Below are 23,156 nucleotides of genomic sequence, written 5' to 3'. Positions count from 1 at the left end.
ACGCTTCAGCAGTTCCAGGCAATGAAAGGCAGTCGGAGGCCTTTGCGCCCCCGACTCTCTTATGGTTTTTTAATCCGGAGTCCCAACTTAGTCACTCCGGAAAACTGCGGTATGCTCAGGAAAATGTTAGGTCGCCAAGCGGCGTATGCGCGGGAAACGATACGTCGATCGCGGTGCTGCCGCCGCCGCCCTGGGTAATGGTTTCGATCGAACCATGGACCGTCAGGCTAGGCGCTTCATATTCATGCCTTTCAACATTCTGTTCCATTTTACTCTCCAATAAGACTGGAAACGGCCTGTCGAGTGCCGGCAGCGCTTTCATGCTGCATCGCAATAGCTGCATGGCAGCATTTATGAGTCAAGCCGCATTTACCGAGCGTTAATCAATTATGGGCTGCGGGTGTCAGACTGTGCGTGAGCTATGGCTAGAATCCGCTTTGGCTTCAGCACAATCCGTCTGCATCGGGCTCTTGCCGGCTGGTATCTTATTAAGCTTTTGATTGAACAGAATTAAAATGTTCTATCTGGGCGCCGAATCTTTAGGGCGCCGCTCAAGGGATGACTTTCGGCGCTGGCGATTCCGTTAAAGAGCGTGCGCTGAAGTCCCCTCGGCGGTTGCCGCCTCAACGTGATCTTCGCCGCCGTTCGGGCGCCGCGGCAAGTGCTCTGGTCGCAAAATATGGCACTGCAAAAAAGGAAAAGCTTTACTGCGCCAGAGTTTTTCGAGATGCTTTGCTTGCACTGCAACATATGCACCGCGCAGACCGCTGTTTGGAGATACGTGCGCTCAATGGCCTTGCCTGAAAGTTCGTACGAGCGACTGCGCGCGACCGACTGCGCCGACGAGATAGTCTATGTGCAGGCCTGCCTGCGGGTGTATTTCGCGGAACCGGCCGCCGCCCCGGGCACCGTGTCGATGCTTGGCCTTGATGTCGCCAATGTCGCCGACATCGCCAGGTTGAACAAGATCGCGACCTTTGTCCTCAAGGCGCTTTCGCGCGCGCCGGCGGCCGACAGACCGCTTGAACTCTTCCAATGGCTCGACACCTATCGCAGGCGAACGGTTTCGATGAACGCGGCCTGCCTGATGGATTCGTTGGCGATCCATGAGGTGCTGCGCGCAAGACAGATCGATTTCGTCTTTCTGAAGGGCCCGTTCCAGCAGCAGCTTCTCTATGGCGACCATTTCATGAAGCCTTCGGGCGATGTCGACATCCTGGTATCGCCTGCCGGCTTCTCCAGGGCGCGCGATGCGCTGCGCTCGATCGGCTACGAGGTCGCCGGCAAGTCGCGTTCGGTCTGGTGGGTCCGCTTCCTTGGCGAACAGCACATGGTTCGCGGCGATGGGCCGAAAGCATCCACGGTCGACCTTCATTACCGCCTTCAGCAGCCCGGCTCGCCGAGCCCGCGCGACTCCGACGGATTCCTGCGGCGAAAGCGGCAGGTCGAGATCACCGGCGTTGAGGTGCCGACCACATCGGCCGCAGACACGCTTTTGTTGTCCTGCATCAGCGTCGCCAAGGCGCTTTTCAACCGGGAGCCCTGTGCGGGCTATGTCTGCGATGTCAGGGCCAGCGCCGCGCGCCTCGACGAGGCCGATCAGCAGTCTGTTCTCGACGCGGCCGCCAAGCAGGGGCTGGACGATACGCTGCTGCTTGGCTTGCGCGCCGCGGACGTGCTGCTCGGCGGCGCCGGCACGCTTCTGTCGGACCGCGCCACGCGGATCCTGTCGCGCATTGGCAATGAGGATCTGCTCAGCATGGTCATCGCGCCATGGCTGTCGTCCCTGCGGTGGCCGCAGCGGCGAACGGTGTTGTGGGAATTATGCGGCCGGGAACCGGTCCGCTATCTGGCCGAAGCCGGCTGGGCAGCGTCGGCGGACATCAGCCGCCGCATCTTCGAACGGCCGGGCAGTCCGTGATAGCGGTGCTCGGAGACGTACAGGGCGAGGGCAGATCGGAACCTGTGCAAGAGGCAAATCCATGTCGATGACGAAATCTGAGGTCTGCGTGATCATCGCGGCAAAAAACGCGGCGCGCACAATCGCGACCGCCATCGCATCCGCGCTGCGCGAGCCGGAAGTGGCGGAGGTCGTCGTCGTCGACGACGCCTCCACCGACGACACGGCCGAGGTCGCCCGCTCCGCCGACGACGGAAGCGGCCGGCTTGCGGTGATGCGCCTCGACGTCAATCGCGGCCCCTCCTTCGCCCGCAACGCCGCCATATCCAGTTCCAGATCGCCATTCATCAGCATCCTGGATGCCGACGATTTCTTCCTCGAGGGCCGGTTTCGCAACCTGTTTGCCGGCGCCGATTGGGATTTCGCGGCCGACAACATCATGCTGATCAGGGATGACGCCACCAGCGATGTGACGAAGATCGTCGCTCCGCAGTTTGCGGCGGAACCGGAATTCCTTGATTTCGAACGCTTTGTCGAAGGCAACATCTCCAGGCGACGTGTGCAAAGGGGCGAACTGGGTTTCCTTAAGCCGGTGATCAGCCGTGCCTTCCTCGACCGACACGAATTGCGCTACGACGAGGCCCTGCGCCTGGGTGAGGACTATGAGCTCTACGCTCGCGCGGTAGCCCGCGGGGCACGGTTCAAGATCATCCGCTCCTGCGGTTACGGCGCTATTGTCCGCGCCGATTCGCTGAGCGGCCGCCACAAGACGCAGGACCTGAAGCGTCTGGCCGATGCCGACCTGGCGCTGCTGGCGATCGACAGCCTGCCCGAAGGTTCCAAAGCCGTGCTGCGGCGGCACGAGCGGCACGTGCGCGACAAATACCGGCTGCGCAATTTCCTCGATGTGAAAGCGGAGCGGGGGCTGGCATCCGCCGCCGCCTATGCCTTCGCAAGCCAGTCCAACCTCGTTCCCATCGTCCAGGGCGTGGCGTCCGACAAGCTCGAGGCGCTTTTCCGCCGCGTCGGCCTTGTGTCGAGGCACAAGCATGTGCCGCCATTGCGTTTTTTGATGGCCGGAACCAGCGCAGGCAAGGAGCGGTAAAGCGTCCGGAGCGTTCTCGTTTTGCTGCCGGACCCGTTCATCACGCAAACCATTCCGCCGGAATTATGAGTTTACGAATTGGGTAGTTGCCTCGCGGCGCCGGGAATGGCAGTCTATGTTGCGGTGCAACAAATTGAATTGACCAGCCGAACGGGCCCCCGATCGGATTGGTATATATTGGTGGATGTCTCTCCCGTCGGAGGAGCAGGACGTGCTATTTTGAGCCCGGTCACGGGTCGGCCAGAAGCCCGGCTTGGTTAGCCGGCGATGACAGGGATCTACGTTCATGGCCTCGATATTCGGCTTCAGATCAAGGGATCCGGCCCGCGACAGGCAGGCCGACATTTCGCGCCTGGATCGGCTGGCGAGACTGTTCGAGCAGATCGCCGCGGAGATCGAGGCCGAGCGAGCCGGGCTGGAGAGCCGCTACCGCAAGACGGCGACCAATGCCGCCTTCCTGGTCGAGGCGATGGAGAACGGCTCCGCCTCCGACAAAAGATCGTCCGAGGTCAGCGCGTTGACAAAGTCGATCCTGGACTGCGAACGCCGCATCGCCGCGCTTTCGCGTCAGAACGGCATGATGAGGGAGCTTCGTCCTTCGCTGGACATGGTCTTCGACGGGGATGAGGCGTCCGATTCGGCCCGTGCGGTCGAATTCGCCAAGCCAGCAGGCGCTGGCAGAGGGTGAACGTGCAGGCTTGGGAAATTGCGATTGATTTTATGCGAGGCAGGACAAGGAGTTCGGGAGGGTCAGACAGGAGGTCAAGCTTGGCCCGTTCAGCCACGGTTCAAACGTCGACTTTGGGTTGGGGACGCACAGCACAAGGTGAGTTTGTATGAATTTGAATCCGAAAAACACGTCCGCCATCGCCATCGACGCATCTCCGTTCGCACGCGAGGCCGGGCAAGCCGGCCCGCGGCAATTGGGTTTGATCGGCGCCTTGCTGCTGGCCGCTCTTGGTGGCCTGGTGACGACCCCTTCCCACGCCCAGGACATTGCGACATCGCCGTCCTTCGTCGACGATTTCACCAGTTTCAACCGCGAGCGCTGGTACGTGTCCGACGGTTGGACGAACGGCAGCCACCAGAATTGCACCTGGTCGAAGGGCCAGGTCAGCCTGGCGGACGGGGTGTTGTCGCTGGGCTTCGAAAAGCAGCAGCTGAAGGATCGCGCCTATGCCTGCGGCGAGATCCAGACCAAGCAGCGCTTCGGTTACGGCACCTATGAGACGCGGATGAAGACCGACACCGGCTCCGGCCTCAACGCGGCGTTCTTTTCCTACATCGGCCCGTCGGACAAGCAGCCTTGGGACGAGATCGACTTCGAGGTCCTGACCAAGGATACGTCGAAGGTACAGGTCAACGTCTACATTGCCGGCAAAGGCAAGAACGAGAAGCTGGTCGACGTGCCGGGCGGCACCGAGAGTGCCTTCAACGACTATGCCTTTGTCTGGGAAAAGGACCGCTTGCGCTGGTACGTCAACGGCCAGTTGGTGAACACAGTCACCGATCCGGCGAAGCTGCCAAGCCACGCGCAGAAGATATTCTTCAGTTTTTGGGGCAGCGACACGATGACTGGTTGGATGGGCCCCTTCACGGATCCGGGCCGCAAGCTTTCGATGCAGATCGAGCGCGTTGCCTTCACCGCGCTGGGCGAGCCCTGTCAATTTCCGGAATCGCTGGCATGCAGCGTAAAGTAGTTGGGAAAGTCGAGTTGAATTGGCTGGGCCGAAAACGGCCGGCTGTCTTGGATGGGGACGAAACCGAATGAATCTGACGGTGTTTGGAATTGGCTATGTCGGCCTCGTGCAGGCGGCCGTGCTTGCCGAAGTCGGCCATCAGGTGGTGTGCGTCGACATCGACGCGGGCAAGGTCGAGCGGCTCAACCAGGGCATCGTCCCGATTTTCGAGCCGGGGCTGGAAAACATCGTCAGGGAAAATCACGCCGCCGGCCGTATCACGTTCACCACCGATGCGGCCGCCGCCGTCAGGCATGGCGAAATCCAGATGATCGCGGTCGGTACGCCGCCCGGCGAGGATGGCTCGGCCGACCTCAAATATGTGCTGGCGGTCGCTGAGACCATCGGCCGCGAGATGGAGACGCCCAAGATCGTCGTCGGCAAGTCGACGGTGCCGGTCGGCACCTGTGAAAAGGTAAAGGCCAGGATTGCCGAAACCTTGAAGAAAAGAGGTCGCGAGGACCTGACCTTCGATGTCGCCTCCAATCCGGAATTCCTCAAGGAGGGATCCGCGGTCGCCGACTGCATGAAGCCGGATCGTATCATCGTCGGCACGGCCAGCGAGGAAACCGAGGCGGTGATGCGCGAGCTCTATGCGCCCTTCAACCGTAACCACGAGAAGATGATCGTGATGGACGTGCGCAGCGCCGAGTTCACCAAATACGCAGCCAACTGCATGCTGGCGACCAAGATCAGCTTCATGAACGAGATGGCCAATCTGGCCGAGCAGCTCGGCGCCGACATCGAGGAGGTCCGCAAGGGCATCGGCAGCGATCCACGCATCGGCTACCACTTCATCTATCCGGGTCTTGGTTATGGTGGCTCGTGCTTCCCAAAGGATGTGCGGGCGCTGATCAAGACTGCCGAAGGCGTCAAGTTCGACGCCAAGCTGCTGCGTGCCGTCGAGGAACGCAATAACGAGCAGAAATCGGTCCTGTTCGACAAGGTGAACCGCTACTTCCAGGGCAATCTCAGGGGCAAGACCTTTGCGCTCTGGGGCCTGGCTTTCAAGCCCAACACCGACGACATGCGCGAGGCCCCCGCGCGTACGTTGATGGAGGCGTTGTGGAAAGCCGGCGCGGCGGTGCAGGCCTACGATCCCGAAGCCATGCAGGAATGCCAGGCCATCTACGGGCTGCGCGATGACCTGATGTTGTGCGGCACCAAGGAAGCAGCGCTGCGTGGCGCCGATGCGCTGCTGATCGCCACCGAATGGAAAAACTTCCGCGCGCCGTCCTTCGATGCCCTCAAGGACGCTCTGACCACGCCGATCATCTTCGACGGCCGCAATCTCTATGACCCCAAGGTGATCGCCCGCCACGGCATCGAATATCACTCGATCGGCAGAATGGCGGCGTGAGGTCCGGCGCCAACAGCCGTAGGCAGAAACGGGCGCGCGCGCCCGGCGTGGAAAGGAGTTGCGGCTGATGGTGCTGGACGTAAAGCCCGAGCAAATCACCAAGGATCATTTCGATCTCATCGCGATCGGTTCCGGCTTCGGTTCGGCCTTCTTCCTGCATGAATTCGCAAAACGGCGAAAAGCGCGCATTCTGGTTCTGGAGTGGGGCCGCCACAACACCCATGAATGGCAACTCAGCCAGAACCTCAACACCGACATCGACGACGAGACGACTTACAAGACCAACTCCGACAAGCCATGGAACTACACGATCGGGCTGGGCGGCGGGACCAATTGCTGGTTCGCGCAGACGCCGAGATTCCATCCCAATGATTTCAGGCTGAAAAGCACCTACGGCATCGGCAATGACTGGCCGATCAGCTATGACGATATCGAGCCGTTCTACTGCGATGCCGAAGACGTCATGTCGATCTCGGGCGATCCCGACATGGCGGCGATGCTGCCGCGCTCGAGGCCGTTTCCGCAGCCGCCGCATCGTATGTCGACGCCGGACCGGATGATGAAGGCGGCCCAGCCCGGCCAGCATTTCGTCATGCCCACGGCACGCGCCCGGGTGGCGACCGCGCAGCGCGGCGCGTGCTGCGCCAATCTGCGCTGCTGGCTGTGCCCGGCCGACGCCAAGTTCACCGCCAATAACGGCCTGATGCATGTCTTCGAGAATCCCGATGTTTCGGTCTGCCTCGGCTCCGAAGTGCGGCGGCTCGATCATGCCGGCGGCACGGTCCGGTCGGTCACCTTCGTCCACGGCGGCAAGGAATACCAGGTCAGCGGCGATCTCTTCGTCCTGGGCGCCAATGCCATCCAGAGCGCGGCGATCATGCTTCGGTCCGGCCTGGGAGACGAATTCGTCGGGCGCGGCTTGCATGAATCCTATGGCTGGAATTTCGAGGTTTATCTCGACGGCGTCGATAATTTCGACGGCAGCACCATCACCACCGGCCTGAATTTCGGTCTTTATGACGGTCCGCACAGGTCCGAGCATGCGGCCGCACTGGTCTATTTCGAGAACCGCTGGCAACACGGAATGCGTGCCGAAAAGGGGCGGCTGCGCCAGGTGCTGCCGCTTGTCGTGGTCACCGAGAACCTGCTCGATCCCGAAAATTTCGTCACCCTCGACCAGGACGACAATGCCTTCGTCAGCTTCAAGGCGCCGTCCGACTACGCGGTCAAGGGCATGGCTCGAGCCCTTGAGAAATTGCCTGGGCTGCTTGCCCCGCTGCCGGTGGAAAGACTTTTCGACCGCGGCATCCGGCCAACCGAATCGCATGTGCAGGGCACGCTGAGGATGGGCACCGGCCCGGCGGATTCGGTGATCGACAGCGATATGATCCATCACCGGTTGAGAAACCTGGTTGTCGTCGGCACCAGCACCTATCCGAGCTGCTCCTGCGCCAATCCCAGCCTGACAGCGGCGGCGCTGTCCCTGCGGGCGGCGAGCCGCATGGCATGAAAGGAGCAGGCCGATGATCGAAATTTCCAGGCGTTCTGCCCTGGCCATCGTTGCAGGCGGCGTGGTGTCGGCCGGTATCGCCTACGCCGCCGTCAGTTCGTTCTCGGACGAGGATCTGGTTCGCGTCACGCTCGAAAAATACTTCGGCAGGCTGAACATGCGCATCGAGCATCTCCAGCAGTTCGTGCTGGAGTTCCGCAACCGGAACCCATGGATATTTCCCAGTGAAAAGCTGGGTGATGCCGTCACCTTGCTCGAGAAGACCAGACTTGGCGAAGCACGCCAGTTGCTGCCAGCGCAGAAGCGGCTCGACCTCACGCATTTCGACCGCTGGCTGATCGCCGAATTCCATATGCTGACCGACTACGCCTGGCGCAGTTCGCCCGACGATCCGATCCGCTTCACCGGGTGGCAGCCATGCACCAATCCGTTCGCGACGCTCGATCCACCGCAAAATGCCTGAGGCGGCCATTGGGCCGCATGCAATGAAACGCGAAAAGACCAGGAGGCAGGACCATGAAAGTTCTTTTTGCAGGCGGTAACGGCTACACACCCGAATTCAGCGGCGGCGTGCAGTCGAGCACCCATCATCTGGCCGAACAGCTGATCGAACATGGGCATGAAGCCTCGGTGCTCGCCGCGTTGTTCGGCGATGGCGTCTTCGGCTTCAAGGCACGCGCCAAGATGAAGCTCTTGCGGCAACCGGCAGTCGTAGACAGTTTCCCTGGCTATCCCGTGGTCCGGGCCTGGTTTCCCTGGGAGGCGGCAAGCTTTGCCGTCGACCGGCAGAAGCCCGATGTGGCGGTCGTCCAGTGCCACAAGTCGGTTCCCCTCGGTCAGGCGCTGCAAGCCGAGGGCGTGCCGCTGGTCGTCTATCTCCGCAATGTCGAGTTCCACGAGTTGGGTGGCGACCTGCGCGAATTGCACTCGGCGCTCTACATCGCCAATTCCGAGTTCACTGCGCGCACCTACAAGAGAGAGTTCGGGATCGAGGCGAAGGTGATCCCGCCGACCATCAACCCGACCCATTACAGCACGCCCACGACAGGCCAGTTCGTCACGCTGATCAACCCCTATGAGGAAAAGGGTTTTGAGCTTGCGGTGCGCATCGCTGGCGCCTGCCCGGAAATCCGGTTCCTGTTCGTCGAGAGCTGGAAGCTGGATGACGATCATCGGGCGCGCATCGAAGAGACGATCGCGCCGCTCGGCAATGTCGTGCTGGAGAGCCGCACCAACGACATGAAGACGGTCTACGGCCGCACCAGGATCCTGCTAGCACCCAGCAAATGGGAGGAGGCCTGGGGTCGCGTCGCGTCCGAGGCGCATTGCAGCGGCATCCCGGTCGTCGGCTCTCGGCGCGGTGGCCTGCCCGAAGCGATTGGCCCTGGCGGCGTTGTGCTCGATTATGATGCCCCGCTTGCCGACTGGGTCGCGGCGGTCAGGCTTCTGTGGAGCGACAAGCAGGAATATGAGCGGCTTTCGGGCCTGGCGCGCAGCTTCGCTGGCCGCCCGGAGCTCGATCCCGACCGCCAGTTCGTCACCTTTTTCTCGATACTGGACAGGGCGGTGCAGCAACGCGCGCGGCAGGCGGCGTAGCCATCCGGATCAGGCCGGGCGTTTGACCCGGCTTTTCAGCGTCTCATAACCGCGGGCGCCAAGCAGGGTGCGCGCGATGGTCTTGGCGGCACTCTTGCGCCCTTCCTGCGAGCCGATCTGCCGCAGCCGTGCCGGCAGATTCCGGGCCGCCTGGCCAAGCGCCGGCAGCGACAGCGCGTCGGGAAAGCTGACCATGTGCGTCTCGACGCACAACACCGGCTTGCCGGATAGCTCGGTGATCGTCAGTGCCTGCTGGTGTTCGCTCTCGATGAACAGGATGGCATCGGATTTGCGATAGAAATCGGCCTTGAAACTGCCATGCGCGCCAAGCCGCTGCCGCTCCGCCTTGCTCGGCAAATCGAGCATGATCAGATGGTCGTATTTGATCTGATGCCTGTCGAGCCATGCCTCGGTCAGCGCGCGGTATTTCTCCAGCCGGCTGGTGACCAGCCAGCCGATCCGGTGGGTCGGGGCATGGAGGGGGCGCGCCTCGCTGAGGAACTTCTCGTAGGCTGGGCCGTCGTCGTTTTCCGCTTCCGTCGGATCCAGGCACAGCACGCCGTCTATGTCGACGCAGCATTGCGCCAGGAACTTGTGATGCATGAAATTCCACTGGAACATGCGCGGATGCGGCACGACCTCGAAGACGACGTCGGTCTCTTCATGCTGCGGCTGCAGGCCGAACACGGCGGCATGAGTGTAGTCGGCCTCGATGCCGGCAGCCGCGATGCGGGCGCGGGCGTCGCGCATCGCGTTGCCGCCGGCAACGCTGTCGTCGATCACCAGCACCTTGCGCATTTCGGTTACTTTGCGGTCGAGTGCCGCACGGCGCTTGGTGACGCCCGACGTGTAGACCCGCCCGGCCAGGAAGCTGTCGAGGTCGGTCATCGGAATGTTCGCCGCGAGGCTGACCAGCGTGGCCGCGAGCACGCCGCTTCGGGGAACGCCGACGACAAGGTCAATGTCGCGCGGCAGCCGGTGAAGGTTTCTGACGATCGCGTCGTTCATATCGGAGATCGATCGGTAGTGCATGGATCAGACCTGATGCTGGAGGGGATGTTCGTAACGGACGAAGACGTCCAAATTATTGCGCTTCGCGCGGCGTCGCCGCCGGCGGCCTTGCCGGCAGCATTTTCAAGGCCTCGCGCAACGCTTCGCGGCCGGAAGCGAATGCCAGCGCGATGACGACGGTGATCAGATAGGCGAGAACGGCGCCACTGGCCAAGGCAATGACATGTTGCTGCGGCAGCAGTGGTTTGACGAGCCAAACCGCGGCCAGCGCCAGATGGGCGCCGAGCACGAACGGTGCTGCCGCGCGCGCCACATGGCTCGCCCGCAGCGGCCCGCTCCTGCCGACATAGAGCCACAGGAAAGGCGTGCGCAGATACTCGCTGACCGCATAGGCCACCGCCACGCCCAGCGCGCCGTAGGGCAGGCCGAGCGCGAAGGCGAGCACCGACGTCACGGCCGTGACGATCCCCCAGCGCATGAAATCGCCGGAGCGGCCCTGGCTGACGAAAAGCCATCCCGCCGGGTTGTTGAGCGGCTGGAGCAGGCCGGCAAAGCCGAGCGCCAGGAAAATCCCGGCGCTCGCGCGCCACTGTTCGCCGAGCACGAAGGGGATCAGCACGTCCGACATCGCAGTGGCGAAGGCGACGCCCGGCAGCGCCACCAGCAGGATCAGCGGCATGACGCGAAGATAGGCGCTGCGGTAGCGGTCCGGTTCGTCCTTGAGCCTGGACAGCGCCGGCACCATGACCTTCGACAGCGGATTGGTGATCTGGCTCAGCGGAAACAAAAGCAGCTTGTAGGCGCGGTCATAGAGACCGAGCTGGGCCTCGCCCCAGTATTTTCCGATCAGCACGTTGTCGAGGTTGCGGGCAAAGAAATTGGCGAAATTGAAACCGGTGATGCCGGCGCCGAAATTGATCAGGTCGCTGATTCCCGCGACCTTGCGCGGCAGGCCGGGGCGCCAGCGCGAGCTTGCCCAATAGCACAGCGTCGGCAGCACGGCTCCGGTCAGCGTGCCGGCGAACAGCGCCCAATAGGAGCGGTCGATGAAGGTCCAGGCAATCGAGACGGCGAGGCCGGCGACGGCGCTGGCGACGTCGATGATCGCCAGGCGCCCGAACTGCATGCGGCGCGTCAGCAGCGCCAGATGCTGCGCGCCCAGCCCATAGGCCATGATCTGCAGCCCGAACGCTGCCACCAGGCCCGTCACGCGCGGCTCGCCGTAGAAGGCCGCGACCAGAGGGGCGGCTCCGGCAAGCACGCAAGCCAGGATCGCGCTGACGGCGACATTGATCCAGAAGAGATAGTTTACCTCTTCGTGCCGGATACCCGATTTCTGGATCGTCGCCTGCGTCAATCCGAAATCCTGGAACAGCGCGATGAAGGCCAGCACCGGCGCGCACATCGCCACGACGCCGAAATCCTGCGGCGACAGCAGTCGCGACAGCACGATGACGGATATGATCTGCGTCGCGACCCGCACGGATTGCGAGAGGGCCGTCACGACCGCGCCACGCCCTACCGACTTGCGGAGGGAGCCTTCTGGCGGATCGAATGCGTTGGCTTCCAAATTCAGGATTCCTGATTTTTTGCGTGAATTTCCAATCTCGAAATTCACGACCGCCGCCGACGACAAACTACGGCAATAATTTTGCAGTGCAACAGAAAACGTGGATCGCTGCAGCAAAAATGTTGCGATGCAGCAAGAGCTGTACTAGCATCCCCGTGGGTGGTGGGCCAAACAGCGGTCGAGTTTTCATGCTGCATGTCTTGTACCTTGTGCATGACGTTTCCGACCCGGCAGTGCGCCGGCGAATCACGATGCTCAAGGCAGGCGGCGCCCAGGTCACCCTGGCTGGCTTCCGCCGCGTCGCGACCCCGGTCGCCGATATCGAAGGATTGCGGCCGATCGACCTCGGCGCGACGCGTGACGGCCGATTCGCCCAACGCCTGACTGCGGTGGCGAAGGCAGCGGTTTCGATCGGCTCGAAGCTGGGCGGCACGCCGCGGCCCGATCTCATCATCGCGCGCAATCTCGAAATGCTGGCGCTGGCCCGCCGCGCCAGATCGGCGTTCGGCGCCACCGTGCCGATCGTCTACGAATGCCTCGACATTCACCGCCTCATGCTGCGCGGCGATGTCCTGGGCAGGGCGCTGCGCGCTGCGGAGCGCTATCTGGCGCGGGACGTGAAGCTGCTGGTGACCAGCTCGCCGGCCTTCATCGCCAATTATTTCAAGCCTTTCGGCCAGGTCGCGGCACCCGTCGAACTGATCGAGAACAAGTATTTCGAGAGCGCCGCAATCCCGTCCGTCGCGCATGAGGCGGCGCCGGCCCCTGTCGCGCCGCCATGGCGCATCGGCTGGTTCGGTGCGTTGCGGTGCCGCCGCTCGCTTGAGCTGCTGGCCGATTTCTCGCGTCGCGCCAATGGCCGCTTCGAGATCGTGCTGCGGGGCCGTCCGGCGCTCTCCGAATTCCCGGATTTCCATGAGTTTGTCGATGCCGAGCCGTGGCTTTCGTTTCGCGGGCCCTACCGCAATCCGGAGGACATGGCGGCGATCTATGGGGACGTCCATTTCTCCTGGGCCATCGACTTCTTCGAGGAGGGGCAGAACTCCAAATGGCTGCTGCCCAACCGGCTCTATGAAGGCTGCCGCTTCGGCGCCGTGCCGATCTCGATGAACAACACCGAGACCGGGCGGTTCCTCGACCGGCATGACATCGGCATCCTTCTGCCGCAGGCCACATCGGACGCGCTCGAAGCCGTACTCGGCAAAATGGAGAATGATCGCTTCAGCAGGCTGAAGGCACGCGTTCTCGCCCACAGCCCGAGGACCTGGAGCTACGATCGCGGCGACTGCCGGGCGCTGGTCGAAAAGCTTAGCCGCCTGACCGCCATGCGCGAACCCTTGGCAACCGAGGCCTTGGCATAGAATGGACATCGCCCGATGACGCAAGCGCTTCCCTCCAGCCTGATAGTGATCCCCTGCCTGAACGAGGCGGCTCATATCGGTGTGCTGCTCGATCAGCTCTGCCCGGCGGCGGCAAGGCTTGACGCTCGCATCGTCGTTGCCGACGGCGGCAGCACCGACAGCACGCTGGCCATCGTCGGCGAGCGCCTGAAGAAGGATCCGCGCATCGTCCTGCTTCACAATGAAAAGCGCATCCAGAGCGCGGCGATCAATCTCGCGGTGGCCGAATTCGGCGACGGCGCCGAGTATCTGATCCGCATCGATGCCCATGGCGGCTATCCAGACGACTATTGCGACCGGCTGGTCGAGGAGGCGCAGGCCACCGGGGCCGATTCGGTCGTGGTTTCGATGCTGACCAGCGGCAACGGCGCCGTGCAGAAGGCGGTCGCGGCGGCGCAGAATTCCAAACTCGGCACCGGCGGCTCCAAGCACCGCCACCTCTCCGCCGGAGAGTGGGTTGACCACGGCCACCACGCATTGATGCGGATATCGGCCTTCCAGGCCGTCGGCGGCTATGACGAGAGCTTCAGCCACAACGAGGATGCCGAGCTCGACTACCGGCTGAGGGAGGCCGGCCACAGGATCTGGATGAGCGGCAGGACGCAGATGGTCTATTATCCGCGCGCCTCGCTCAGCGGCCTCTATTTCCAGTATCTCGGCTATGGCCGCGGCCGCGCCAAGAATGTGCTGAAGCACCGCGTCGTTCCCAAGGTCCGGCAGATGGTGCCGCTCTTGGTGTTCCCTGTGGTTCTTCTGGCGGCGTTCTCCTTCGTACACTGGCTGGCGGCGGTGCCGCTGTTGCTATGGGCGTCGGTGTGTCTCGGCTACGGCCTGTGGACGGCAATAAGCCAGCGCAATGCCGATATCGCGCTTGCCGGCGTTTCGGCGATGGTCATGCATTTCGCCTGGTCCGTCGGCTTTTGGCTACAGCTTCTCGGCCTCGGCTCGCGGCGAGGTGTGGCGTGATGGGGGTTTCCGGCAAGAACCGCAGCATCGACATAGGCGTCTGCACGTTCCGGCGGCCGGAACTGGCCGACACGCTGCGTTCGCTTGCCGCGATGGAAATGCCTGAAGGATTCGACGTCGCCGTCATTGTCGCCGACAACGACGATACGCCAAGCGCCAGGCAATTGGTGACGGCGCTGTCACGGGAACTGGCATTGCCGATCCGCTACCGGCATTGCCCGGCGCGCAATATCTCGATCGCCCGTAACGCCTGCCTCGATGCCAGCGAGGCGGATTTCGTCGCCTTCATCGACGACGACGAGACCGCCACCTCCCGCTGGTTGGCGGAACTGGTGGCGACGATGCAAACGAGCGGCGCTGCCGCCGTGCTTGGCCCGGTGCGGGCGCGCTATCGCCCGGATGCGCCGGACTGGATGCGCCGCGGCGATTTCCACTCGACCTTGCCGGTCTGGGTACGCGGCGAAATCCGCACCGGCTACACCTGCAACGTCCTGCTTGGCATGGGATCCGACAGCCTGCGTGGCCGCCGCTTCAGCCTGGCGCGTGGCCAGACCGGCGGCGAGGACACCGAGTTCTTCGACCAGATGGTCAAGGCCGGCGGCCGGATCGCCTTTTCCAAGGAAGCCTGGGTCGACGAGGTGGTGCCGCCCGCCAGGGCCGCGTTCGACTGGCTCGGCCGCCGCCGTTTCCGCGTCGGGCAGACCCATGGCCACCTTCTGGGGCGCGACGCCAGCGGCATCGGCCTGGTCAAACAGGTCGGCCTTGCCGCGGCAAAGGCGGCCTATTCATTCGCCGCCGCGATTGCGCTTGTCGCCAGCCCGGTGCGCAGGAACCGCAGCGTACTGCGCGGCATCATGCATGTCGGCGTCGTCAGCGGCCTCGTCGGCATCCGCGAAATCCGGCTGTACGGCCAGCCTTCGCCGCAGGAAGGAGGCAAGCGTGCAGCCTGATGTCTCCTTCGTCCCCGATGTTTCCTTTGTGATCGCCGCCTACAATGCCGAGGCAACGCTTGACCGGGCGATCGCGAGCGCCATCGCCCAGAAAGATGTCAGCGTCGAGATCGTCGTCGTCGACGACAAGTCCCGCGACGCGACGCTCGATGTGGCGCGGGCTTATTCCGGGGATACCGTGCGCGTCGTCGCCTTGGAAAAGAATCGTGGTCCCGGCGGCGCCCGCAATGCGGGCCTCGATCATGCCCGCGGCAGATGGATCGCGGTTCTCGATTCCGACGATGCCGTCTTTCCCGGCCGCATCGCCGCAATGATCGCCCGCGCCGAAAGAGCCGGCGCCGAGATCGCCGTCGACAACCTCCAGGTCGTGCGCGAGGACGGCGTCGTCGAGGACGCGATGTTCCCGCGGCAATATCTGGAAGCCCTGCGCGAAATCTCGCTGGCCACCTACATCGCCGGCAACGTCGTCTTCGAATCGAAGTTCAATCTCGGCTATCTCAAGCCGATCTTCCAGCGCCGCTTCCTGGACGAGAACCGGCTTCGCTATGATGAGGATCTGATCATCGGCGAGGACTACATCCTGCTCGCCAATGCCTTGGCCAAGGGCGGCAAATGCGTGGTCGAGCCGGAAATCGGCTATGCCTATCATATCCGCAGCGGCTCCATCTCCCGCGTGCTCGAGCTTCACCACGTCGAGGCGATGCGCAAGGCGGACGCCATATTCGCTCAAACCCATCGGATGGATGAGGCGGCCCAAGCCGCGTTCGCCCGGCGCGGCCGCAGCCTGCGCAAGGCGGCCTCATTCCTGTCCATGGTTCAGCACATCAAGGCGCGGTCCCCGCTCAAGGCGATCCGGACGGCGCTCAGCGACCCGGCGGCGGTCAGGCATATGGGCATGCCGATCGCCGTGCGGTTGCGAAGAGTAGCGGCACAGTTTGCCGTTGGGGCGGGGAGGTGAAGATGCAGGTGCATGGAGGGAATTTTCGTGGCCTGTGAATGGACTGAAGTCGATCTCCTCAGAAGGAATTTGCGATGAAGAAAATCAGGAAGGCCGTGATACCGGTGGCGGGGCTTGGGACACGGTTCCTGCCGGCGACCAAGTCGATGCCGAAGGAAATGCTTCCCGTGGTCGACAGGCCAGTCGTGCAATATGCGGTCGACGAAGCTTTCGAAGCCGGCATCGAGCACATCGTATTCGTGACCGGCCGCAACAAGGCGGTCATCGAGGACTATTTCGACCTTCATCCGGAGCTGATCGGAACCCTGGAGCAGAGCGGCAAGAAAGCGCAATTGCAATCGCTGGAAAGCCTGCTGCCGGTTGCCGGCGCCACCAGCTTCATCCGCCAGCAATCGCCGCAAGGGCTTGGCCATGCCGTCTGGTGCGCGCGCGAGGTCATCGGCAACGAGCCCTTCGCCCTCTTGCTGCCGGACATGGTCTCGTTCGGCGGGCGCGGATGTCTCGCCGAAACCGTCGACCTTTATAACCGCACCGGCGGCAACGTCATCGCCGTCGAGCGCTGCGATCCGACCGAAACCAGCAAGTACGGCATCGTTGGCCGCGGCACCGATATCGGCAGCGGCTTCGAGGTGACGGCCATGGTCGAAAAGCCGGCGCCCTCGAACGCGCCGTCGAACTTCTACATCAACGGCCGCTACATCCTCCAGCCGGAGATCTTCGCGCTTCTGGGCAATCAGCAGCGCGGCGCCGGCAACGAGATCCAGCTGACGGACGCCATGGTCCGCCTGTCGAAGGATCAGCCGTTCTTCGCCCAACCTTTCAACGGCCGCATGTTCGACTGCGGCTCGAAGGAAGGCTTCATCCAGGCCAATGTCGCCTTCGCGCTGGCGCGCGACGACATGAAGGGCCCGATTTTCGAGATGCTCCGGGAGTTCGTCCGGTCGCATGAACGCCAGGAAGAAGCCGCATAATGCCCATCTTTCGGGAGCATTCTCCGAACGCTGACGGTGTGGGGGCCGGCAGGCCTCCCGCTGTGGCATGGAGCTTGCGTTGCGTTTGGCAATGCTTCCGATCTTCGAGGCGCCTGCAAGTCAAGGCATGATCCCGGTGAGCCGCGGGTTCGGGAAAGATCATGCTGAAACACTGAGATAGAGCCCATTCCCGACGATCGGGATGGAACGGGCTCTGGAATTGGACCGAAGATGAATTATGCCAACTTTCCTCTCGACAAGAGGATGCCATTGCCGAATTCGGATGCAGGAAACGGCGAAGACTTCATCGATGTCGAGCGGCTGCTTGGCATGGCCGCTCGGCAAGCCAAGGTGGTTGCCGTGTGCGCGGTCATTGGTCTTTTCCTGGGCGTGCTCTATCTCCAGACCACGCCGCCCAAATACCAGTCGGTCGCCAGCGTGCTGATCGACGAGGGCCTGAACAAGATCGTCGATGACATTTCGGCGGCGTCGACGACCATGCAGACCGATTCCGCCATCCTGAGCCAGATCGAGATCCTCACCTCGACGCGGCTTGCCGCCGTAGTCGTGGACAAGCTCAAGCTCGACCAGAACGACAGTTTCATGAATCCTCCCGTCTCGGCCCTTGCGCAGGGCGTCGGCCTGGTCCGCGGCCTGATCCAATATGTCCGCCCCAGCCCTCCCATGGCGGGTCTTGGCGACGTCAGCAAGCTCGACCCCGCTGCCCGCGATGCACTGATCGCCACGTCTCGCCGCGACTACGCCATTCTCAAGCTGCAGAGCGAAATACGGGCGGACCGCGTCGGACGAAGCTATGTCATAGCACTCGGCTATCAGGCGACGGATCCGGGATTGGCGACCGCGATCACCAAGGCCTATGCCGACGCCTATCTCGCCGATCAGCTCGATGCCAGCTTCGACGCCACCGAGCGCGCCGCGGTCTGGCTGCAGGGCAGGTTGACGGAACTGCGCGAGAGCTCGCAGGCGGCGTCGCTCGCGGTCGAGAAATTCAGGGCCGAACACGGCCTGGCTGCCAACAGCGACGGCCAGCTGATGAGCGACAAACAACTAGCCGACCTCAACGCCCAGCTCATCGTCGCGCAGGCCGACACCGCCCGCGCCGGCGCCCGCTACCAGCAGTACAAATCCATTGTCGACAGCGGCTCCGACAACGCGTTCAGGGATGCCGCCATATCGAGCGACCAGCCGAGCAGCTCGGTCATCGCCACGCTCAAGACCCGCTATCTCACGGTCGCCAAGCGGCAGCAGGATGTCGAGGCGAATTTCGGCGCCCAGCATCCGCAGGCCGTGGCCCTCGCCAAGGAGAAGGCCGACATATCGACGCAGATCTTCGGCGAACTGAAGCAGCTGACCGAGAGTTATCGCAACGAGTATGAGGTGGCGCTGGCGCGTGAGACCGCGCTCAGGGCCAATGTCGCGGCGGCCCAGGGCAAGAGTTCCATCGACAACCAGTCTCAGGTCAAGTTGCGCGACCTCGACCAGAAGGCGACGGCGCTCACCACGCTTTATCAGACATTCCTCGGCCGCTACGAGGAAGCCGCGCAGCAGCAATCCTTCCCGGTCGGCAAGATCCGCATCATCTCGGACGCCTCGACGCCGCTCTCCGCCTCAAGCCCGCGTACGATCATCGTGCTTGGACTTTCGCTCGTGCTCGGCGTGCTGATGGGCGCCGGCTTCGGCGGCCTCAACGAATTCAACGAGCGTTTCTTCAGGACCGGCGAGGATGTGCGCGACCGCGTCGGCCTCAAATTCCTGGGCTACCTGCCGACCATCGGCAGCAAGGCCGCCGCCAAGGAAGACAAGCTGGCCGACGGTCAGCTGGACCCCAAGATCGCCAAATCCCCGGCCGCCTTCGAAAGGCGCGCGCGGATGAGGGTGAGCATCGACGCTCCGGCATCGATGTTCTCCGAAACGCTGCGCAGCGCCAAGATCGCCTTCGATGTCGTCATGGAAGGGCAAGGCAGCCGCGTCATCGGCGTCATTTCGGTCCTTCCCGGCGAAGGCAAGTCGACGGTCGCGGCCAATCTCGCCGGACTGCTTGCCGCCAATGGCGCCAAGACGCTGTTGATCGACGGCGACCTGCGCAACCCGGGCCTCAGCCGCGGCCTCGGCATGGAAGCCGAGCAAGGCCTGATGGAAGCGGTGGTGAGCGGCCAGACCTGGCAGTCCGTCGGCAAGATCGACAGGCAGACCAAGCTGGCGATCATCCCGGCGGTGTTGCGCGGGCACTTCTCGCATACCAGCGAGCTTCTCTCCTCTGCCGGAATGCGGCGCTTCATCGAGAACGCCAAGGAGACTTTCGAATACATCGTCGTCGATCTGCCGCCGCTTGGCCCGGTGGTCGACGCCAAGGCCTTCGCGCCGCTCGTCGATGGCTTTGTGCTGGTCACCGAATGGGGCCGCACGCCGCGCGCTATGGTCAGGTCGATGCTGGAATCCGAACCCTACGTCGCCAACAAGATCGTCGGGACGGTCCTCAACAAGGTCGATCTGAAGAAGCTGGCCAAATACGGATCGTTCGGGGCCTCGGAGAAATTCTTCGACAAATATTCCACCTACTATCTCGACAAGTCGGAAGTGCGCAGCAAGGCAACGGTTTAGACCGATAGCCGCCTTGGACAAGCCGGCCGCCTCATGGCGGCTGGAATGGCGCGGCCATGCGCCACCTTGAGAGTAGACGCCCGGTTGAGCAGTCCCAGGAAAGGTGTGAAACGGTTTTCCGTCCGGAATTGCGTAGAACAGGGGATAAAGCGGTTCGGCGCTTCCGTGGAAGTGGGTGAACCGCTTTGGCGCGTTTGGCAGCCAAGCGCATCGCTTGGCGTCGCAAAAACGTGGCTAAAACAAACGGATAGGCGGGACAACGGGTTCGATTCAAGTGAATCCCGCTCTATGCCACCCGCCTCTACGCCGCCTTCAGGCGGTAGCGGAAAATGGTGTGGTCGAGCAGCAGCCGGATGCGCGGTTCGGCTTCGGTCGCGACCAGCCAGCTTGCCGCGATCATGGTAGCGCCGACCGTCGCCATCGACAGGATATATGGCAGTCCGGCGCGCACCATGGCCCCGAGCATCGCCGCGCCGATGACGTCGTGGATCAGATAGAGCGGATAGGTCATCAGGCCGATCCGGCGCCAGCCGCTCCAGCTGAGGTCGAGCCGCAGCGACCATGCCATCAAGGCGATGGCGACCAGGAAGATGAGGATTGGCGGCGCATAGGGCATCACGGCATCGACCTTGACGCTGCGGACGTCGACCGAACTGGCGATCTGCAGCACGCCGCCGCCCAGGAACAGCAGGCAGAAGGCCATGCGCGAGACTGTCACCGCCTTGAACCGCATCACCCAGAGCAGGACGCCGACGGCGAAGAAGCAGCCATGGTGCACCAGAGTGAGCTGCAGCCAGCGCGTCTCGGCGAAGTCGGACCAGCCGAGCGGATAGTAGAGGCACCAGAACAGCGTGCTGACCACGCCGATAGCGATGGCGACAGCCCCCATCAGATGGAAGCGGCCGAGCCGCAGCAGAACCCACACGATGGCATAGAAGGCGATCTCGATGCCGAGCGTCCAGTAGACGCTGTCCACCCACGGACCATAGGGATCGAACAGGGCGGTGCGCACGAGCCTGATCACCGCATCGGTCGGCCAGCTGACACCGATCACCAGCAACAGCACCGCGGTGACCGGCGCGCAGATCCAGACCGCCGGCGCCAGCCTTTTGACCCGTGCCTCGAAAAATCGCAACGGCGTCGATTTCTCGGCGCTGAAGGCGATGACGAAGCCGCTGATGACAAAGAAGATCTGGACGCCAATCCAGCCGGATTCGACCCAGGCGCCTATTGCCGGTTGCGCCGGAACCCCGCCCGTGGCTTGCGCCGAGAGGCCGTCCGGATAGGCCCACACCCAGAAGCCGTAGTGATAGACCATGACAAGTACGGCGGCGAGAAACCGCAGGATGTCGACGCCGCCAAACGTAGTTTTTTGCTGAGCCATACCGTGCCGCTGGATAGCCCCCCATCAGAACTTTAAGATGGATTGCTGCATTGCACAACAAAAGATTGGGCGCCGTGCAGGGGGAATCGCGTTCCGTCGGAGCTTGACCTAGACGATCTACACCCCGAACCCGCGCTCCTTCAGCGCCGCGGCGATCTCGTCCAGAATGACCGGATCGTCGATGGTCGCCGGCATCGTCCATTCCTCCTTGTCGGCGATCTTCTGCATGGTGCCGCGCAGGATCTTGCCCGACCGCGTCTTGGGCAGGCGCTTGATCGTCAGCACCGTCTTGAAGGCGGCGACCGGGCCGATCCGTTCGCGCACCAGGCCGACCACTTCGCTCTCGATGAGACCGGTCTCGCGTGCCACGCCTGCGTTCAGCACCACGAAGCCGAGCGGAACCTGGCCCTTCATCGCATCGGCGACGCCGATGACGGCGCATTCGGCGACATCGGGATGGGCGGCGAGCACTTCCTCCATCGCGCCGGTCGACAGCCGGTGGCCGGCGACATTGATGATGTCGTCGGTGCGGGCCATCACATAGAGATAGCCGTCCTCATCGACCATGCCGGCATCCGCGGTCTTGTAGAAGCCGGGGAACTCGTCGAGATAGGCTTGGCGAAACCGTTGGTCGGCATTCCACAGCGTCGGCAGGCAGCCGGCCGGCAGCGGCAGCTTGACCACGACATTGCCCAGCGTGCCGCGCTTCACTTCATGGCCGGCATCGTCAAGAATGCGAATGTCGTAGCCGGGCATAGGCACGCCCGGCGAGCCGTACTTCACCGGCAGCAGGCCGAGGCCTGCGGGGTTGATCGTCATCGGCGATCCGGTCTCGGTCTGCCACCAATGGTCGACCACCGGCACATTGAGCTTCTGCTCCGCCCATTTGATGGTTTCCGTATCGGCGCGCTCGCCGGCGAGGAACAGTGTGCGGAATTTCGACAGATCGTATTTGGGAATGAACTCGCCCTTCGGGTCCTGTCCCTTGATCGCCCGAAACGCCGTCGGCGCGGTGAACAGCGCGACGACGCCGTGCTCCGCTATCACCCGCCAGTAAGTGCCGGCGTCGGGCGTGCCGACCGGCTTGCCTTCGAACATGACGCTAGTGCAGCCATGCAGCAGCGGCCCGTAGACGATGTAGGAATGGCCGACCACCCAGCCGACGTCGGATGCCGCCCAGAACACCTCGCCCGGCTTGACGCCGAACTCGTTGTCCATCGTCCATTTCAACGCGACCATGTGGCCGCCATTGTCGCGCACGATGCCCTTGGGTTGGCCGGTCGTGCCCGATGTGTAGATGATGTAGAGCGGATCGGTGGCGAGCACCGGCACGCAGTCGACATTGGCGCCGGCCGCTCGCTCGCGCGCGACGGCGTCGGCGTAGTCGATGTCGAAATGGTCCTTCAATTCGCAGCGCAGCTGGTCGCGTTGCAGGATGAGGCAGGCGTCCGGCCTGTGGTGGGACATTTCGATCGCTCTGTCGAGCAGCGGCTTGTAGGCGACGATACGGCCCGGCTCCAGGCCACAGGATGCGGAAATGATCAGCTTCGGCCTGGCATCGTCGATGCGGGTGGCAAGTTCATGCGACGCAAAGCCGCCGAAGACGACCGAGTGCACGGCGCCGATGCGGGCGCAGGCGAGCATGGCGATGGCCGCTTCCGCCACCATCGGCATGTAGATGATGACGCGATCGCCCTTGGCGATGCCGCGGTTCTTCAGCACCGAGGTCAGCGCCACCACCTCGCGCTTCAACTCGGCATAGGTGAATTTCTTGACCGTTCCGGTGATGGCGCTGTCATGGATCAGCGCGATCTGGTCGGCGCGGCCGCCCGCGACATGGCGGTCGATGGCATTGTAGCAGGTGTTGCAGGTGGCGCCTGTAAACCAGCGGCCATAGACGCCGGCGCTGGCATCGAAAACCTTGTCATGGGGCGAGTACCAGTCGATGGCGCCGGCCGCGTCAGCCCAGAATTTTTCCGGGTCGCGCCTCCAGCCGTCATAAACCTCGTGGTAGCGTGAAGCCATCCGCATCCTCCCCAGGAACGATTTGCCGTCTTTGGCAATAGCCTATGCTGTTTTTTCCGGCGATGTCTTCCCTCAATTCGTCTGAGCCG

General features: G+C 63.1%; 19 protein-coding genes. 14 read left to right on the top strand and 5 right to left on the bottom strand.

The genetic code is table 11. The features are described from left to right. Positions 1-115 precede the first annotated feature (115 nt). Positions 116-268: a lasso peptide gene (locus tag NKJ26_RS04845; protein WP_352694108.1), complete on the bottom strand. Its 153-nt coding sequence runs from the start codon at positions 266-268 to the stop codon at positions 116-118. 522 nt (positions 269-790) lie between these two features. Between NKJ26_RS04845 and NKJ26_RS04840 the strand changes: the two genes are divergently transcribed. The 8 genes from NKJ26_RS04840 to NKJ26_RS04805 all read left to right on the top strand — a co-directional run bounded on the left by NKJ26_RS04840 (position 791) and on the right by NKJ26_RS04805 (position 9,210). Then, complete coding sequence (locus NKJ26_RS04840) at positions 791-1,921, top strand: nucleotidyltransferase family protein (RefSeq protein WP_352694103.1); 1,131 nt, start codon at positions 791-793, stop codon at positions 1,919-1,921. Positions 1,922-1,982: 61 nt separating this feature from the next. After that, positions 1,983-3,005: a glycosyltransferase family 2 protein gene (locus NKJ26_RS04835; protein ID WP_352694101.1), complete on the top strand. Its 1,023-nt coding sequence runs from the start codon at positions 1,983-1,985 to the stop codon at positions 3,003-3,005. A 286-nt stretch (positions 3,006-3,291) separates the two neighbouring features. After that, positions 3,292-3,693, top strand: a complete 402-nt coding sequence (locus NKJ26_RS04830; RefSeq protein ID WP_352694099.1) for a hypothetical protein — start codon at positions 3,292-3,294, stop codon at positions 3,691-3,693. A 148-nt stretch (positions 3,694-3,841) separates the two neighbouring features. Then, on the top strand, positions 3,842-4,705 hold the full coding sequence (gene exoK / locus NKJ26_RS04825) for an endo-1,3-1,4-beta-glycanase ExoK (protein ID WP_352694097.1): 864 nt from the start codon (positions 3,842-3,844) through the stop codon (positions 4,703-4,705). Between the two features lie 67 nt (positions 4,706-4,772). After that, positions 4,773-6,104, top strand: a complete 1,332-nt coding sequence (locus NKJ26_RS04820) for a UDP-glucose dehydrogenase family protein (protein ID WP_352600080.1) — start codon at positions 4,773-4,775, stop codon at positions 6,102-6,104. A 67-nt stretch (positions 6,105-6,171) separates the two neighbouring features. Then, a complete protein-coding gene (locus tag NKJ26_RS04815) occupies positions 6,172-7,614 on the top strand; it encodes a GMC oxidoreductase (protein ID WP_352694095.1) in 1,443 nt (480 codons plus the stop codon). 13 nt (positions 7,615-7,627) lie between these two features. Then, positions 7,628-8,077, top strand: a complete 450-nt coding sequence (locus tag NKJ26_RS04810) for a hypothetical protein (RefSeq protein ID WP_352694093.1) — start codon at positions 7,628-7,630, stop codon at positions 8,075-8,077. A gap of 53 nt (positions 8,078-8,130) precedes the next feature. Beyond that, positions 8,131-9,210: a glycosyltransferase gene (locus NKJ26_RS04805; RefSeq protein WP_352694091.1), complete on the top strand. Its 1,080-nt coding sequence runs from the start codon at positions 8,131-8,133 to the stop codon at positions 9,208-9,210. Between the two features lie 9 nt (positions 9,211-9,219). On the opposite strand, the gene NKJ26_RS04800 is transcribed toward NKJ26_RS04805, so the two are convergent. Both NKJ26_RS04800 and NKJ26_RS04795 read right to left on the bottom strand, forming a co-directional pair. After that, positions 9,220-10,242, bottom strand: coding sequence for a phosphoribosyltransferase family protein (locus NKJ26_RS04800; RefSeq protein WP_352694089.1), 1,023 nt, complete (start codon positions 10,240-10,242; stop codon positions 9,220-9,222). A 52-nt stretch (positions 10,243-10,294) separates the two neighbouring features. After that, a complete protein-coding gene (locus NKJ26_RS04795; RefSeq protein WP_352694087.1) occupies positions 10,295-11,791 on the bottom strand; it encodes a lipopolysaccharide biosynthesis protein in 1,497 nt (498 codons plus the stop codon). Between the two features lie 188 nt (positions 11,792-11,979). Between NKJ26_RS04795 and NKJ26_RS04790 the strand changes: the two genes are divergently transcribed. The 6 genes from NKJ26_RS04790 (at position 11,980) to NKJ26_RS04765 (ending at position 19,658) form a co-directional block, all read left to right on the top strand. After that, positions 11,980-13,152 carry a glycosyltransferase gene (locus tag NKJ26_RS04790; RefSeq protein WP_352694085.1) on the top strand — a complete coding sequence of 391 codons (1,173 nt, stop codon included), beginning with the start codon at positions 11,980-11,982 and terminating at the stop codon, positions 13,150-13,152. 15 nt (positions 13,153-13,167) lie between these two features. Then, positions 13,168-14,157 (top strand): glycosyltransferase family 2 protein, encoded by a 990-nt coding sequence (locus NKJ26_RS04785; RefSeq protein ID WP_352694083.1) that lies wholly within the window; start codon positions 13,168-13,170, stop codon positions 14,155-14,157. After that, on the top strand, positions 14,157-15,107 hold the full coding sequence (locus NKJ26_RS04780; RefSeq protein WP_352600160.1) for a glycosyltransferase family 2 protein: 951 nt from the start codon (positions 14,157-14,159) through the stop codon (positions 15,105-15,107). Before NKJ26_RS04785 ends, NKJ26_RS04780 begins: the two co-directional genes overlap by 1 nt. Then, entirely contained in the window at positions 15,097-16,065 is a 969-nt protein-coding gene (locus NKJ26_RS04775; protein WP_352694081.1) for a glycosyltransferase family 2 protein, read from the top strand. The genes NKJ26_RS04780 and NKJ26_RS04775 overlap by 11 nt, the downstream gene beginning before the upstream one ends. A gap of 74 nt (positions 16,066-16,139) precedes the next feature. Next, on the top strand, positions 16,140-17,036 hold the full coding sequence (locus tag NKJ26_RS04770; RefSeq protein ID WP_352600098.1) for a UTP--glucose-1-phosphate uridylyltransferase: 897 nt from the start codon (positions 16,140-16,142) through the stop codon (positions 17,034-17,036). A gap of 231 nt (positions 17,037-17,267) precedes the next feature. Next, positions 17,268-19,658 carry a polysaccharide biosynthesis tyrosine autokinase gene (locus NKJ26_RS04765; protein ID WP_352694079.1) on the top strand — a complete coding sequence of 797 codons (2,391 nt, stop codon included), beginning with the start codon at positions 17,268-17,270 and terminating at the stop codon, positions 19,656-19,658. Between the two features lie 301 nt (positions 19,659-19,959). On the opposite strand, the gene NKJ26_RS04760 is transcribed toward NKJ26_RS04765, so the two are convergent. Next, entirely contained in the window at positions 19,960-21,042 is a 1,083-nt protein-coding gene (locus tag NKJ26_RS04760) for an acyltransferase family protein (RefSeq protein WP_352694077.1), read from the bottom strand. Between the two features lie 117 nt (positions 21,043-21,159). After that, positions 21,160-23,067, bottom strand: a complete 1,908-nt coding sequence (locus NKJ26_RS04755; protein ID WP_352694075.1) for a propionyl-CoA synthetase — start codon at positions 23,065-23,067, stop codon at positions 21,160-21,162. Positions 23,068-23,156: the final 89 nt, after the last annotated feature.

Source organism: Mesorhizobium sp. M0152, assembly GCF_040322415.1.
Taxonomy (GTDB): Bacteria; Pseudomonadota; Alphaproteobacteria; order Rhizobiales; family Rhizobiaceae; genus Mesorhizobium.
The sequence above is the reverse complement of the archived record's forward strand: the minus strand, read 5'-3'. Positions and strand labels throughout refer to the sequence as shown.

Excerpts from the sequence above, each read along its gene's own strand:
- NKJ26_RS04845 (WP_352694108.1), bottom strand. The coding sequence starts at position 268 with ATGGAACAGAATGTTGAAAGGCATGAATATGAAGCGCCTAGCCTGACG.
- NKJ26_RS04840 (WP_352694103.1), top strand. The coding sequence starts at position 791 with ATGGCCTTGCCTGAAAGTTCGTACGAGCGACTGCGCGCGACCGACTGC.
- NKJ26_RS04835 (WP_352694101.1), top strand. The coding sequence starts at position 1,983 with ATGTCGATGACGAAATCTGAGGTCTGCGTGATCATCGCGGCAAAAAAC.
- NKJ26_RS04830 (WP_352694099.1), top strand. The coding sequence starts at position 3,292 with ATGGCCTCGATATTCGGCTTCAGATCAAGGGATCCGGCCCGCGACAGG.
- exoK (WP_352694097.1), top strand. The coding sequence starts at position 3,842 with ATGAATTTGAATCCGAAAAACACGTCCGCCATCGCCATCGACGCATCT.
- NKJ26_RS04820 (WP_352600080.1), top strand. The coding sequence starts at position 4,773 with ATGAATCTGACGGTGTTTGGAATTGGCTATGTCGGCCTCGTGCAGGCG.
- NKJ26_RS04815 (WP_352694095.1), top strand. The coding sequence starts at position 6,172 with ATGGTGCTGGACGTAAAGCCCGAGCAAATCACCAAGGATCATTTCGAT.
- NKJ26_RS04810 (WP_352694093.1), top strand. The coding sequence starts at position 7,628 with ATGATCGAAATTTCCAGGCGTTCTGCCCTGGCCATCGTTGCAGGCGGC.
- NKJ26_RS04805 (WP_352694091.1), top strand. The coding sequence starts at position 8,131 with ATGAAAGTTCTTTTTGCAGGCGGTAACGGCTACACACCCGAATTCAGC.
- NKJ26_RS04800 (WP_352694089.1), bottom strand. The coding sequence starts at position 10,242 with ATGCACTACCGATCGATCTCCGATATGAACGACGCGATCGTCAGAAAC.
- NKJ26_RS04790 (WP_352694085.1), top strand. The coding sequence starts at position 11,980 with ATGCTGCATGTCTTGTACCTTGTGCATGACGTTTCCGACCCGGCAGTG.
- NKJ26_RS04785 (WP_352694083.1), top strand. The coding sequence starts at position 13,168 with ATGACGCAAGCGCTTCCCTCCAGCCTGATAGTGATCCCCTGCCTGAAC.
- NKJ26_RS04780 (WP_352600160.1), top strand. The coding sequence starts at position 14,157 with ATGGGGGTTTCCGGCAAGAACCGCAGCATCGACATAGGCGTCTGCACG.
- NKJ26_RS04770 (WP_352600098.1), top strand. The coding sequence starts at position 16,140 with ATGAAGAAAATCAGGAAGGCCGTGATACCGGTGGCGGGGCTTGGGACA.
- NKJ26_RS04765 (WP_352694079.1), top strand. The coding sequence starts at position 17,268 with ATGAATTATGCCAACTTTCCTCTCGACAAGAGGATGCCATTGCCGAAT.
- NKJ26_RS04760 (WP_352694077.1), bottom strand. The coding sequence starts at position 21,042 with ATGGCTCAGCAAAAAACTACGTTTGGCGGCGTCGACATCCTGCGGTTT.
- NKJ26_RS04755 (WP_352694075.1), bottom strand. The coding sequence starts at position 23,067 with ATGGCTTCACGCTACCACGAGGTTTATGACGGCTGGAGGCGCGACCCG.